15 protein-coding genes are annotated in these 13,588 nt (G+C 63.5%); 3 read left to right on the top strand and 12 right to left on the bottom strand.

From position 1 onward, the window contains the following. The first annotated feature begins 5 nt into the window (after positions 1–5). Positions 6–521: a xanthine phosphoribosyltransferase gene (gpt, locus tag AADV58_RS07320; RefSeq protein ID WP_051295521.1), complete on the top strand. Its 516-nt coding sequence runs from the start codon at positions 6–8 to the stop codon at positions 519–521. Here the strand turns inward: gpt and AADV58_RS07325 are convergent, their stop codons facing one another. Together AADV58_RS07325 and uraH are read right to left on the bottom strand one after the other, a co-directional pair. Next, entirely contained in the window at positions 522–1,706 is a 1,185-nt protein-coding gene (locus tag AADV58_RS07325) for a urate hydroxylase PuuD (protein ID WP_028995995.1), read from the bottom strand. It lies immediately after the preceding gene. After that, complete coding sequence (gene uraH, locus AADV58_RS07330) at positions 1,706–2,059, bottom strand: hydroxyisourate hydrolase (RefSeq protein ID WP_028995994.1); 354 nt, start codon at positions 2,057–2,059, stop codon at positions 1,706–1,708. The genes AADV58_RS07325 and uraH overlap by 1 nt, the downstream gene beginning before the upstream one ends. Positions 2,060–2,260: 201 nt before the next feature. Here uraH and uraD point away from each other — a divergent pair, with 201 nt between their 5' ends. After that, entirely contained in the window at positions 2,261–2,782 is a 522-nt protein-coding gene (gene uraD, locus AADV58_RS07335) for a 2-oxo-4-hydroxy-4-carboxy-5-ureidoimidazoline decarboxylase (protein ID WP_281982175.1), read from the top strand. Between the two features lie 2 nt (positions 2,783–2,784). Here the strand turns inward: uraD and AADV58_RS07340 are convergent, their stop codons facing one another. From AADV58_RS07340 to AADV58_RS07365, 6 genes are all read right to left on the bottom strand, one after another. Next, complete coding sequence (locus AADV58_RS07340; RefSeq protein WP_051295520.1) at positions 2,785–3,753, bottom strand: LysR substrate-binding domain-containing protein; 969 nt, start codon at positions 3,751–3,753, stop codon at positions 2,785–2,787. A gap of 149 nt (positions 3,754–3,902) precedes the next feature. Beyond that, on the bottom strand, positions 3,903–4,631 hold the full coding sequence (locus AADV58_RS07345; RefSeq protein ID WP_028995992.1) for an amino acid ABC transporter ATP-binding protein: 729 nt from the start codon (positions 4,629–4,631) through the stop codon (positions 3,903–3,905). Next, positions 4,612–5,268 (bottom strand): amino acid ABC transporter permease, encoded by a 657-nt coding sequence (locus AADV58_RS07350; protein ID WP_028995991.1) that lies wholly within the window; start codon positions 5,266–5,268, stop codon positions 4,612–4,614. Before AADV58_RS07350 ends, AADV58_RS07345 begins: the two co-directional genes overlap by 20 nt. Continuing rightward, complete coding sequence (locus AADV58_RS07355; RefSeq protein WP_028995990.1) at positions 5,268–5,933, bottom strand: amino acid ABC transporter permease; 666 nt, start codon at positions 5,931–5,933, stop codon at positions 5,268–5,270. The genes AADV58_RS07350 and AADV58_RS07355 overlap by 1 nt, the downstream gene beginning before the upstream one ends. A 48-nt stretch (positions 5,934–5,981) precedes the next feature. After that, entirely contained in the window at positions 5,982–6,770 is a 789-nt protein-coding gene (locus tag AADV58_RS07360) for a transporter substrate-binding domain-containing protein (RefSeq protein WP_043421672.1), read from the bottom strand. Positions 6,771–6,790: 20 nt separating this feature from the next. Beyond that, entirely contained in the window at positions 6,791–7,468 is a 678-nt protein-coding gene (locus AADV58_RS07365; RefSeq protein WP_028995988.1) for a FadR/GntR family transcriptional regulator, read from the bottom strand. A 323-nt stretch (positions 7,469–7,791) separates the two neighbouring features. On the opposite strand from AADV58_RS07365, the gene AADV58_RS07370 reads away from it, so the two are divergent. Then, positions 7,792–8,205 (top strand): hypothetical protein, encoded by a 414-nt coding sequence (locus AADV58_RS07370; RefSeq protein ID WP_157272552.1) that lies wholly within the window; start codon positions 7,792–7,794, stop codon positions 8,203–8,205. Here the strand turns inward: AADV58_RS07370 and AADV58_RS07375 are convergent. The 4 genes from AADV58_RS07375 to AADV58_RS07390 form a co-directional block, all read right to left on the bottom strand. Beyond that, positions 8,125–10,497 carry a hybrid sensor histidine kinase/response regulator gene (locus tag AADV58_RS07375; RefSeq protein ID WP_051295519.1) on the bottom strand — a complete coding sequence of 791 codons (2,373 nt, stop codon included), beginning with the start codon at positions 10,495–10,497 and terminating at the stop codon, positions 8,125–8,127. The genes AADV58_RS07370 and AADV58_RS07375 overlap by 81 nt on opposite strands. Then, a complete protein-coding gene (locus tag AADV58_RS07380) occupies positions 10,494–11,603 on the bottom strand; it encodes an ABC transporter substrate-binding protein (protein WP_341744445.1) in 1,110 nt (369 codons plus the stop codon). Before AADV58_RS07380 ends, AADV58_RS07375 begins: the two co-directional genes overlap by 4 nt. Before the next feature lie 73 nt (positions 11,604–11,676). Next, positions 11,677–12,516, bottom strand: coding sequence for an NADPH-dependent 7-cyano-7-deazaguanine reductase QueF (gene queF, locus AADV58_RS07385; protein WP_341744446.1), 840 nt, complete (start codon positions 12,514–12,516; stop codon positions 11,677–11,679). Between the two features lie 67 nt (positions 12,517–12,583). Then, the gene (locus AADV58_RS07390) at positions 12,584–13,567 is read right to left on the bottom strand and encodes an ATP-binding protein (protein ID WP_341744447.1); all 984 of its coding nucleotides are present in this window, start codon (positions 13,565–13,567) and stop codon (positions 12,584–12,586) included. Positions 13,568–13,588: the final 21 nt, after the last annotated feature.

The following is a 13,588-nucleotide window of genomic DNA, read 5'->3' on the forward strand; positions in this document are numbered from 1 at the left end:
CAAGCATGGAACATTCGCCCGCCAGCCCCTACCGCGACGACATCGTGATCTCGTGGCCCGAACTTCATCGCGACACCCGTCTGCTCTGCCATCAACTGATCGACAAGGGCCCGTTCAAGGGGATCATCGCCATCGCCCGTGGCGGCCTGATCCCGGCGGCGCTGGTGGCGCGCGAGCTGGAAATCCGCCTGGTCGATACGATCTGCGCGTCCAGCTACGAAGCTACCGACGATGCCGCTGCCCAGACCATGCGCAAGGAAGTCAAAATCCTCAAGGGCATCGAAGGCGACGGTGAAGGTTATCTGCTGATCGACGATCTGGTCGATACCGGCAACACCGCCCGCGTCATCCGCAAGCTGCTGCCCAAGGCCTTTTTCGCGACGATCTACGCCAAGCCGCAGGGGCGCGAGGTGGTCGACCTGTGCGTCAAGGAATTCAGCCAGGACAAGTGGATCTACTTCCCCTGGGACATTGACTACCAGTTTGTCGCTCCGATCAAGAAACATCGCGCCAGCGCCTGATCAGCGGTAACCGCCGCCGGCCCAGGCGGCGATCTGCTGCCGCTCGTCGTCGGTCATTTCGGTGATGTTGCCGAGTGGCATGGCTTTCAGTTGCACCGTCTGCGCCAGGATGCGCGGGCCGTTGGCGCGGATTTGCGCTTCCGTGTCGAGCACGACACCGGCTGGCGCTGCCGGCATCAGGGTCGGCGTCGCCGAATGACAGCCGGCGCAGCGGGCAGTGAGCAGTGGCTGGATGTCGGCGACGGCCGGCGCACCGTTGGCGGAAACGGCGAGCGGTGCCGGTGCCAGCCAGATGAAGACGCCAAGCAGCAGGGCGCCGCCGGCGGCCGGGTAGGGCCAGGCGAAGACGCCCTTGTGGCGCAGGTTGAAGAAGTGGCGGATGAGGACTGCGGCGAGCAGGATCAGCGCCAGCACCAGCCAGGCCTGCGGGTGGTTGTAGGTGAAGGCGTAGTGGTTGGAAATCATGCAGAACAGCACCGGCAACGTCAGGTAGTTGTTATGCACGCTGCGCTGTTTGGCCCGCAGGCCGTGAATCGGGTCCGGGGTTTCGCCGCGCTGCATCATGGCGATGGTTTTCTTCTGGCCGGGAATGATCCAGAAGAAGACGTTGGCGCTCATCGTCGTGGCGATCATCGCGCCGACGTGCAGGAAGGCGGCCCGGCCGGACAGCAACTGAGTCAGCCCCCAGGCGACGGCGACGACGAAGAGGAAGTAGAGCGCCGCAAACAGCAGCAGGCTGCGCCGCATCAGCACCCGGCACAGGGTGTCATAGACCAGCCAGCCGACGACCAGCGTGGCCAGACCGATGCCGACGGCGCTGGCGGGGGTCAGCGCGGCGCGCATCGGGTCGATCATGTAGGTGGCCGCTTGCGCGTAATAGAGCACACCGAGCAGGAAGAAGCCGGTGATGAAGGTCGAGTACGACTCCCACTTGAACCAGTGTAGTTCTTTCGGCAGGTGGGCCGGTGCGACCAGGTATTTCTGCGGGTTGTAGAAACCGCCGCCATGCACCGCCCACAGCTCGCCACCGACGCCTTTTGCCTTCAATGCCGGGTCGGTCGGCGGCTGCAGCGAGTTGTCGAGCCAGACGAAGTAGAACGAGGAGCCGATCCAGGCGATGCCGACGATCAGGTGTAGCCAGCGCAAGAGCAGCGAGCTGACGTCGATCAGGTAATTGAAGTCCATCAGCTGCCCCGGTAGGTGGAGTAGGACCACGGCGAGACGAGCAGCGGCACGTGGTAATGGCCATCGGCATCGGCGACCCCGAAACGCAGGGTGATGCGGTCGAGGAAGGGCGGTTCGGGCAGTTCGGCGCCGACGGCGCGGAAGTAGGCGGCAGCGTCGAAGACCAGTTCGTAGATGCCCGGCAACAGGTCGGCGCCGGCCAGCAACGGCGTGTCGGTGCGCCCGTCGGCGTTGGTCGTGCCGCTGGCGAGGACGACCGGCGTCGCGCCGTCGAGGCGGTTCAGGGTGTAAGTCATGCCGGCGGCCGGGCGGCCGTTGGCGGTGTCGAGTACGTGGGTGGAGAGGCGTCCCATGGCGGATTTCCGGCTGCGTTGTCGATGCGTCGATTATAGGAAGCCACGGCCCGTCGGGGGCGTATAAAGGCTATCGGAGTTTTCGGATGTCGGCGCGCGCACTATCTGTCCTGGCGCAGGAAGCTTATACGCGCGGCACGGCTTGCTGGCTGCGCTGAGCGTCCGTAAGCTAGGCTCAGGACTGACTTTATGGATCGCACGATGACCTCGCCCCTGACTTTCGCCACCCTTTCTCAACTCGATAGAGACGGCTTCGTTGCCGCTGTTGGTGCGGTGTTCGAGCATTCGCCCTGGGTCATGGCGCGGGTCTGGGAGAAGCGCCCTTTTGCCGATCGGGCGATGCTGCGCGCGGCGATGTCCGAGGTGCTGACCGGTGCGGCGCGTGCGGAGGTGCTGGCCCTGATCCTGGCCCACCCGGAACTGGCCAGCAAGGCGGCGCTGCGTGGCGAGCTGACGGCCGATTCGGCGCGCGAACAGGCCGGTGCCGGGCTGGATGCCTGCACGCCGGCGGAACTCGCGGAAATCCGCCAGCTCAACGACGCCTATCGCGATAAATTCGGCTGGCCCTTCATCGTCGCCGTACGCGGTTTGACCCGCCAGGACATCATCGCCGCCATGCGTCGCCGCCTGCAGCGAGACGCCGACGAGGAATTTGCCGAGGCCCGGGCGCAGGTCCTGCGCATTGCCGACCTCCGCCTTGATCCATTGCTCTCCGCTACCTGATTTCAGGCCCGCTGGCGCTGCCGGGGCATGGCTTCGGCAGATGGGTTGATGCGCTGGCGGATCACTTCGCCGATCTGCTCGCGGAACCAGCGGCATTCTTCGGCGTGGTGTGTGCGGTCGTGCCAGAGCAGGTAGAACTGCATTTTCGGGAAGTCGACCGGCGATTCGGCGTAGCAAAGATCGCCGAGTGCGCAGCAGTGTTCGGCAAAAATTCGTGGTGCCGAGAAGATCAGGTCGGCCTGCTGCAGGACGTAGGGCACGAGATTGAAGTAGGGCACGCTGGCGACCACGTTGCGCTTGATCCGGTCGCGCGCCAGTTGCATGTCGATGACGCCGCGCTGACCGACCGCGTAGGGGGTCGGCGCCAGGTGTTCGGCGTTCTGGTAGTCGTCGGCGGTCAGCCGGTGGCCGGCCAGCGGATGGCGCTTGCGCATCAGGCAGACCACGTCGTCCTCGAACAGCGGCGCCAGCCGCAGATGCTCGGGCGGCTGCGGCCAGTTGCCGACGACGATGTCGAGTTCGCCCGATTCCAGTGCCTTGGTGTAGTCGTGTTCCGGACCGAAGGAGTGCAGTACGACCTGGGAGTGCGGTGCATGCTGGCGCAGGTGGGCAACGATGTTGCCGATCAGGATGGCGTTCAGGTAGTCCGGCGTGGCGATGTTGAACACACGCTTCGTCTTCATCGGGTCGAAACGCACCTGCTGCAGGCCAATCGCCTCGATCTGGGCGAGCGCGACCTTGACCGGTTCGAGCAGCGACTGGCCGCGTTCGGTCGGCGTCATGCCGTTGCGGCTGCGCACCAGCAGCTGGTCGCCGGTGATGTCGCGCAGTCGCCGCAGCGCAGTACTCACCGCGGGCTGCGACTGGTTCAGGCGGCGGGCGGCGTTGGAGACGCTGCATTCGGTAAGGAGTGCATGCAATACCTGCAGTAGATGCACGTCGATTGATTCCCAGGAGCAACTGGCGGCCATGCTTTTCTCCAAAATTGAAATTGTTTTTCATTTGTTCCAGCAATATCCGGGCCTTGGATGAAAAGCCGGAAAAGCCCGTTTTTTCGTAGTCAGGCGCACCGCATTGGCGCGCTGGCGGCAGATATCGCACCTGGGGGATGCATGGCCGTTCAGTTGATCGAGCCGATGAAGGCGGCCAGTTCCGGGGTTTGTGGATTGGCGAAGACTTCGCGCGGGTCGCCGGCTTCATGCACGCGGCCCTGGTACATGAAGACCAGTTTGTCGCCGACTTCGCGGGCGAAACGCATTTCGTGCGTCACCATGATCAGCGTCATGCCTTCGGCGGCCAGATCCTTGACCACGGCCAGCACTTCATTGACCAGTTCCGGATCGAGCGCCGAGGTGATTTCGTCGCACAGCAGCACGCGCGGTTGCATGGCCAGCGCGCGGGCGATGGCGACGCGCTGCTGCTGGCCGCCGGACAACTGGTCGGGGAAGGCATCGAACTTGTCCTGCAGGCCGACCTTGAGCAGCATCGCCTTGGCCAGTTCGCGGGCTTCGGCCTCCGGCATCTTGCGCACGATGCGCGTCGCCAGCATGACGTTCTGGCCGGCGGAGAGGTGCGGGAACAGGTTGAACTGCTGGAAGACCATGCCGACCTTCTGGCGCAGCGCGCGCAGGTCGGTTTCGTGCGGGTGGATGCGCTCGCCGTCGACTTCGATACAGCCTTCGTCGAAGCTTTCCAGGCCGTTGATGGTGCGCAGCAGGGTGCTCTTGCCCGAGCCGCTGCGGCCGATGAGGGCGATCACCTGGCCTTCTTCGATGTCGAGGTCGATGCCCTTGAGCACGTGGTTGCTGCCGAAATGCTTGTGCAGTGCGTCAATGCGAACGAGCGCCATGGAGATTCCTTTCGAGAGTGCGGGCATAGGCCGAGAGTGGGTAGCACAGGGCGAAGTAGCCGAGGGCGACGAAGCCGAAGACGAGGAAGGGCTGGAAAGTGGCGTTGGCGAGCATCGAGCCGGTCTTGGTCAGTTCGACGAAACCGATGATCGACGCCACCGCCGTGCCCTTGACCACTTGTACCGAGAAGCCGACGGTCGGTGCGATGGCGATGCGCAGGGCCTGCGGCAGGATCACGTAGCGCATCTGCTCGAAGCGCGACAGCGCCAGACTGGCCGAGGCTTCCCACTGGCCCTTGGGGATGGCCTCGACGCAGCCGCGCCAGATTTCCGCCAGGTAGGCACTGGTGAACAGCGTCAGGCCGATGGCGGCGGCGATCCACGGCGAGATTTCCAGGCCGATCAGGCTGCCGCCGAAGAAGATGATGAACAACTGCATCAGCAAGGGCGTGCCCTGGAAAATCTCGATGTAGCCGAGGGCCAGACGGCGCGGCAGGGCATGTTTGGCAATGCGGGCGAAGAGGATGGCCAGCCCGGCCAGGCCGCCAAAGACGAAGGCGGTCAGCGACAGGGCGAGCGTCCACACGGCGCCGTCGAACAGGTTGCGGACAATGTCCCAGGTTGAAATGTCGTTCATCACGGCCTCCGCGCGATCAGCCGCCGGCCGATCTGCATCATCAGCTGGCGGATACCGATGGCCAGCAGGAAGTAGATCGCGGTGACGATGAAATAGGTTTCGAAAGCGCGGAAATTGCGCGACTGGATGAAGTTGGCGGCGAAGGTCAGTTCCTCGGCGGCAATCTGCGAGCACACCGAGGTGCCGAGCATGACGATCACCACCTGGCTGCACAGCGCCGGCCAGACCTTGAGCAGTGCCGGCGGCAGGACGACATGGCGGAAGGTCTGCAGGCGGTTGAGCGCCAGTGACTGCGCCGCCTCGATCTGGCCCTTGGGGGTCGCTTCGATGCCGGCGCGGATGATCTCGGTCGAATAGGCGCCGAGATTGATGATCACCGCCAGGATGGCCGCCTGCCATTCGTTCATCTGCACCCCGATGGCCGGCAGGCCGAAGAAGATGAAGAACAACTGGACCAGGAAGGGGGTGTTGCGGATCAGTTCGACATAGACCGCGAACAGCCGGTCGAAGGGCGCCAGCCGCCAGGCGCGGCAGACGGCGCCGACGATGCCGAGCGCAATGCCGGCGACGGCGCCGATGGCGGTCAGCGCCAGTGTGCGGCCGGTGCCGGCGAGCAGCGCATCGGTATGCTCGAAAACCGCCGGAAAATCGAAGACGTAGGACATGGATTTCTCCGGTGCCGCCCGCAGGCGGCACCCAGCAGGGTCAGTGAATCAGAGGTCGGCCGGCAGCGGGGCTTGCAGCCAGCGTTGCGAAACCTGGTTCAGGTCGCCGCTCTTCTTGAGCTTGGCGATGACCTCGTTGACCTTGGCCAGCAGCGCGGCCTCTCCCTTGTTCACGCCGACGTAGCAGGGGGAGTTCTTGATCAGGAACTTGGTGTCCAGGCGACGGATCTTGGTGCGCTCGTTGACCGCGGCGGCGACGACGTTGCCGGTGGCGATCAGTTGCACCTGGCCGGACAGGTAGGCCGAGATGGTGGCGTTGTTGTCCTCGTAGCGCTTGATGTTTACGGTCGGCGGGGCGATCTTGGTGAATTCCAGGTCCTCGACCGAACCGCGGGTGACACCCAGCGTCTTGCCGGCGGTGTCGGCGGCGCCCTTGACCGTGCTGTCGGCCGGGCCGAACACGCCGTTGAAGAACGGCGCGTAGGCGATCGAGAAGTCGATTACCTTCTCGCGGTCCGGATTCTTGCCCAGACTGGAAATGACCAAGTCGGCCTTGCCCGTGGTCAGGTAAGGAATGCGGTTGGTGCTGCTGACCGGGATCAGCTCGACCTTGACGCCGAGTTCGCGGCCGATCAGGTTGGCAACGTCGATGTCGTAGCCGCGCGGCTTGAGGTCGGGACCGACGGTGCCGAAGGGCGGGAAGTCCTGCGGTACAGCGACGCGCAACACGCCGGCCTTCTGGACGTTGGCCAGCACGTCGGCGTGGGCGAGACCGCTGAATCCGGCCGAGAAAAGGGCGGTGGCGAAGACGGCTTTGAGGAAGGTACGTTTTTGCATGGCGAGGCTCCAGGGAAGGTTCAGGGTTTGACGAAAGTGATGCCGACGCGGCCGGCGGCCGAGTTCAGGTGCTGCTGCATGGCTTTGCGCGCGGCGCTGGCGTTGCCGGCAGCGACTGCAGCGAGGATGGCGTTGTGCTCGTCGGCCGGCTGCCAGATATGGCTGCGGTCGGCGAAGGGTAGGCGGAGGCTGTAGGCGAGGTGGGCCTGGAAGTGTTCGGTCAGCGCGGTCAGCGCCGGGTTACCGGATAGTTCGGCCAGCGCCAGGTGAAAGCGCAAGTCGCAGTCGGCGGCGGTGAGCAGGTCGCTGGCGGCCAGCGCCCGCTGCATTTCCAGCATGCATTCGCGCAGCGCCTCGATCCCTTCGGGGCCGGCCTGGCGGGCGGCCAGTGCGGCGTTGGCCGGTTCGACGACGTAGCGCATCTGGAAAATGGCGGCCGGCGGCATGGCGCTCGGCCCGGCCGGCAGGTCGGCGGCGCTGGCCGGTTTGCCGGCGGTGACGAAGACGCCTTTACCGGCTTGCGAGCGCAGCAGGCCGAGCGCTTCCAGCATGGAAATGGCTTCGCGCAGCGAGGCGCGGCTGATGCCGAGGTTCTCGGAGAGTTCGCGTTGTCCGGGCAGGGCACTACCGGGTGGGTAGTGGCCGTCGAGGATGCGGCGTTGCAGGGTTTGGGCAGCGATGTTGGCTAGGCTAGGCATGGGTTATCCGTTCAGACCGGTCAGACCAGTGGTGACCTATAAGCATGCTGCGTGCCAAAGTATTCTTTTCCTTATTTTGTGATTTATATATCTGTATTAATTGAACTTTTAATTTTTTGTTGTCTTTGTTTTGGCGTCGACTGCTCGCCCCAGTTCAGGGAGGTTTTTGTCGCATTGGCTTCAATGTGGTGCGTTTTATGACGAATGAGTGCGGAAGCTGGGGGATGTACTAGGTTCATCCGGACGACATTTGGGATTAAGATGAACGGCATACAAAAATGCTTCGGCAATATGCTGGGCAGTAGTCTCGAGAGGACAGGCTCATGACGTGCAGGCTGGTCTGGGAACCGGAAGGCGTATTGGCAATTTACGAGGGCGGGTTGCCGTCGGCCGGCCTTCTTGACGTGGTCAGGCGGATTCAGAGTGATCCGCGATTTGACGACGCTCGCTATGTGATTCACGACTTCTCGGCAGTCAGCCGGCACGATATCGGGCCGTCGGCGCTAACCGAGCTGGCCGCGCTGCATTACGGCGCCAAATTGTCGTCACCTAACTGCCGGATTGTCTTCGTGACGATGGATTCGCGATTGGCTGACGAAATCCGCAAAGTCCTGGGGGGCGACCTGAAGTCTTACCAGTGCGAGGTCCGTCCGACGCTAATCGATGCTCGCGACTGGCTGGACGCCCAGCCGCAACTGATGTTGCTCAGCGACGTCATGGGCTTCATCGGGCGCTGATGCCCGGTAATTGCCCGACAGGCAATCGAACAGCAAGGCGTAGAAGGCTTCCGGATTGATTGGCTTGGCGATGAATTCGTTCATGCCGGCGGCGAAACAGCGGGCGCGGTCTTCGGCAAAGGCATTGGCGGTCATCGCCGCGATCGGGATGTTGCGGCAGTTCTCCAGCCGGCGGATCCGGCGTGTTGCCTCGACGCCGTCCAGGCGGGGCATCTGCATGTCCATCAGGATCAGGTCGTAGGTCTGGCTGCCGGCCATCTCGATGGCCTGCATGCCGTCTTCGGCGGCGTCGGTGGCGAGGCCGGCATCGGTCAGCAGCATCAGGGCGATTTCCCGGTTGATCGGTTCGTCCTCGACCAGCAGGATGCGGCGGCCGGCGTATAGCCTGCGCAGTCGGGTTTCGTGATCGAGCGTCGCTGGCTCGTTATCGGCCTTGGCCACGGGCACCCTTTTCAGCCTGGCCGTAAACCAGAAGGTGCTGCCTTGTCCCGGGGTGCTGATTACGCCGACTTCGCCGTTCATGGCTTCGACGATCTTGGCGGTAATCGCCAGACCGAGTCCGGTGCCTCCGTATTTGCGCGTGGTCGAAGTGTCGGCCTGCTCGAACGGCTTGAACAGGCGTTCGCAGACTTCCGGGGAAATGCCGATGCCGGTGTCGCTGACTTCGAAGCGCAGCAGCAGGTCGTCCGGCGTTTCCGCCTCGACCCGGCCGCTCAGACGGATTTCGCCCTGCTCGGTGAATTTGATCGCATTGCTGGCGTAGTTCAGCATGGCCTGTTGCAGGCGGGTCGAGTCGCCAAGTAGCTGTTCCGGCAGATCGCTGGCATCGACCCGCAGGCGCAGCTGTTTGGCGCTGGCCTTTTCCTGGATCATCGAGCGCACGTTTTCGAACAGGCTGCCCGGGTGGAAAGCGGTGGCCTCGAGTTCCATTTTGCCGGCCTCGATCTTCGATAGATCGAGAACCATATTGATGACTTCGAGCAGATGCTGGCCGGCGGCTTCCAGCTTGTCGAGGCGGACGCCCTGTTCGGGCGGCAGGCCACCGCGGCGGATCAGGTGGGCCATGCCGCTGATGGCATTGAGCGGGGTGCGGATTTCATGGCTCATGTTGGCCAGGAAGGTGCTCTTGGCACGGCTGGCCGCTTCGGCCGCTTCCTTGGCCTGCTGCAGCGCGGTGGTCCGCTCGGCGACGCGTTCTTCCAGGCTGGCATTCAGTTCGCGCAGCGTCTGTTCGCGCTCGAGAATGGCGTTCGCCATGCGGCCGATGTCGCCGGACAGTCGGTTGAATTCGGCAATCCGTCCGCGCGGCCATTCGTCGACCTTCTCGCCCCGGGCCAGCCTGTCGGCGCGCTGGATGATCGCCCGCAGCGGGCGCAACAGGCGCGATGCACCGTAGAGGGCGAGCAGCGTACCGATTACCAGCGAGGCCAGGAAGCCGCCGACGACGATGAATACCGTCATGCGGATTTCCGGATGGGCGAGGCCGGCCGGTACGCGGGCGATGAACGACCAGCCGAGTTGTTGCGAGCGGGCGCCGCCGACGTAGTAATTCTCGCCATCGACCGCGAACTGGCTGGGCAGCGGCGTGCCGGCCAGCACGGCGGCCAGCAGCGGCGACGAATAGAGGTTGAGGGCGCTGCCGGTGCGCGTGGTCGAGGCGGTGTCGGCCAGGACTTCGCCACGCTGGTCGATGACCCAGATGGCGCGCTGGTGGGTTTCGTTGCCGCGGCCGAGATCGAGCAGGTAGGAGAGCGGCAGTTCGGCCAGCAGCATTCCCCGGTCGGCCAGCGGTATGCCCAGGCCGACGGTGACGATGCCGGTCAGCGACGACAGGTATTTGTCGCTCCAGACTGCGCTCTGCTTGTCCCGTACCTCGATGAACATCGGTGCCGACGACAGGTCGCTGCCGACCACTTCGGCTTGCAGGTGGCGATAGTTCGGTGCCAGGCTGGCCGTGCTCACCCGACCGTCCGGTGACAGCAGGTAGAGGGCGCGGAAAGCCTTGCCCTCGCCGACGGCCTTGTCCATCAATTGTCGGGTCCGGCCATTGCCGTCGAGCGCTTCGCCGAGCAGGACGAGCTGATCCTGCAATGCGCCCAGTTGCAGTTCGATGCGCAGGGCCAGTTCGCGTGCGTCGCCTTCGGCGCTGCTGCGGATTTCCTGCTCCAGTTGCGGAATCCGGTTGAACAGGAAGACCGAGGCGACGATGGTGAAGCTGAGCACCGAGGTCAGTGCCAGCAGGATGCCGAGGAAGTTATGCAGGCGCCACTCGCGCCGCTGCGATCGGCTCATCTGACCTGCTCGAATTTGCCGTTGCGGATTTCGGTGAAATACACCTGGCGGGTGGTGTCGCCGTTGGCATCGAAGACGATCTGCTGCTGTGCGCCTTCGTAAGGGCCATAGTTGAGCAGGGCCTGCTTCAGGCTTTCGCCATCCCGACGGCGTTGCAACGCGGTGATGATGATGTTGGCGGTGTCGTAGGCGAGCAGGGAAAAGGAACCGAATTCGCGCTGGAAGCGCTGCTTGTAGGCTTCGCGGAAGGATTGGTACGGCTGGCGCGAGTCGTTGCGGTCGTAGGCGTGGGCGATCAACAGGCCATTGACTGACTCACCACCCATTTCGGTCAGCAATTCGCCGGATGCCGCCCATTCGGTCGACGTGATCACCAGCGCCGGCGCCTGGCGGCGGGCCTGCTGGCTGAGACGGGCGGTGTCGAGCGAGCTGGCGACGAAAAGCAGAGTGTCCGGCGTTGATGGCAGCAGTTTGGCGATGACCTCGGCAAAGCTCGGCGTTGCCGCTGATTCGAAGCGGCTGGTATCGGTCACGCGGCCGCCCAGATGTTCGAACTTGTCACGGAAAGCCTTCACCCAGGTTTCGGAATATTGCAGGTTGGAGGCATCGAAAGCGATGCCGACCCGGCGCGAGCCGCGTTCGAACAGTATGCCGGCATGATGGATCGCCGCCTCGCGGGTGGTCCGGTTCACCCGGAAGAAATTGTCGTCCTTGCCATGGAAGTCGGTCGAGGCCACGGTCGGGCTGATGATTATCTGACCGGCGCGGTTCATCATCGGCACGACGATGCTGGCCATTGAACTGGTCACTGGCCCGATGATGATCTCGGGCTTGAGCGCGATCAACTCCTCGGCGGCACGGATGGCCTGCTCGCGCTCCTGGCCATCGTCGCGGACGATGAGTTCGATCTGGCGGCCATGAATGCCGCCGGCACGGTTCTGTTGTTCGATGGCCAGGATGACGCCGTTGCGCACACTCTCGCCGAAGTCCGAGCCGCGGTCAGACAGGCCGGCGAGCAGGCCGATGCGGATAGGTTCATCGTTGCCGCAGGCCGACAGCAGTAGCAGTCCAAGCACGGCCAGGATCTTGTGCAATTTTTCGCTCACCCGTTCCTCCCCCTGAAACGAGTCATCAGTTTAACGCCTTACATGCATAAGGCACCATGGTGGTGCGGCAGGTTTATTGGCGAATTTCGCGGGTGTTGTCCGGCGGAGCAAAGTCCCCGGTGCTGCGGAAGGGGTTGATGTCGAGGCCGCCGCGGCGGGTGTAGCGGGCATGGACGGCCAGCGCGACGGGGGCGCAGGCGCGCTGGATGTCGCAGAAAATGCGCTCGACGCACTGCTCGTGGAATTCGTTGTGATTGCGGAAGGAAACCAGGTAGCGCAACAGTCCGGCCCGGTCGATCGGCTGACCGCGGTAGCGGACGACGACCATGGCCCAGTCCGGTTGGCCGGTGACCAGGCAATTCGACTTGAGCAGGTGCGAGTACAGGGTTTCCTCGACCGGCGAACCCGGCAGCGTGCGCAGTAGCTGCGGACTGGGCTGGTAGCAATCGCAGTCGATGTCCAGATCGTCGAGCAGGATACCGGCCGGGCTGCCGATGCGGGCCTGCGGACGGCCGCGCAGATCGGCGATGTCCACCGCGACCGGGGCGCCGGCTGCACTGCTCAGGTCGCGGATCAGGCAGGCCTCGACCGCCGCCAGATCGGCAAAAACCGTCTGATTGAAGGAATTCAGGTAGAGCTTGAAGGACTTCGATTCGATCAGCATCGGGCTGTCCGCCGGTACCCGGAAACTGGCGACGGCAACCACCGGCTTGCCTCGAGGATTCAACCAGGAAAGCTCGTAGGCGTTCCACAGGTCTTCGCCGACGAAAGGCAGCTGGTCGTTCCGGATGCCCAACTCGTCGCGCTTCAACTGGCGGGGAATCGGGTAAAGCAGTTCCGGGGCGTAGTCAGCGCGGTATTCGGTCGGCTTGCCGAGCGGGGAGAGGATGCTGGGATCGGTGGGCTGGCTCATGGGCTGGATTTTACCCGCAAGCCCATTGTTGCGGGATGGCAAGCCGCAGTTCCGTGTGACCCCTCCTTCAATGTTTCGACTGATTTTCCCGGGCAAGGGAAAGCGAATCGAGTGCCGAGCTGGCTTCGCCGAAATCGTATTGTTTCAACGCCATCAGAATTCTCCGGTACATGATCGGCGAAACCGACCGGAATAACGCCGAGTTTTCCTCCAGCTTGTCGAAGGCATCCAGATCGCCAAGGTCGATCAGGGTTTTCAGTTCCCGAATGGCAAGCACCAGCCTTTCGTCATCCGCAGGGTTGTCGGGGAGCACGACGTCCGTTACCGGGCGTCTGCCTCCTGCATCGTCAAACACCGTCGCAGCGTCCGCTGACGGCAGCGAAATGGCTATGCCAGCCGGCAGGGTCCCGAGGCCGGGTTTGCTCAGCTTGATCGAAAACCAGAAGGTACTGCCCTGACCCGGTTCGCTGATGACGCTGATTTCGCCGCCCATCATTTCCACGAGGCGTTTGCTCAAGGTCAGGCCGAGTCCGGTCCCGCCGTATTTTCTCGAGGCTGAGCCGTCGCCCTGTTCAAAAAGCCTGAACAGTCGTTGTTTGTCCTCGGCGGGGATGCCAATGCCGGTGTCCTGGACCGAAAAACGCAGTTGCGCCTCCGTTGATGTTTCGGCGGCCAAGCGAACGCGGATATGAATATGTCCGCTTGGCGTGAATTTCACGGCATTGCCGGTCAGGTTGAGCAGGACCTGGGAGAGGCGCAGGGGATCGCCTTCGAAGACTTGCTGGCTCAGCTGTTCATCGATGTCGATGGCGAAGGACAAGCCCTTCAGCATGGCCTTTTCCCTTGACAGCAGATCAAGGTTTTTCATGACCTCACCCAGCTGAAAAGCGGATTTTTCCAGGGTCAGGCGTGCGCCCTCGGCGGTGTCCCGCGGAGTGGTGTAAGAGCGGAAGGTGTTGAGTTTGCCGTGGTGGCCCTGCAGGGCCACCACGGCGGGCGCAATCAGGAGGTCATCGGAGAACTCCGGTAAGGTTGGGTTTGCGAATCTCAATCTCTACTGAGGAGTAAACCG

This window comes from Azonexus hydrophilus (assembly GCF_038368255.1).
GTDB classification, from domain to species: Bacteria; Pseudomonadota; Gammaproteobacteria; order Burkholderiales; family Rhodocyclaceae; genus Azonexus; species Azonexus hydrophilus.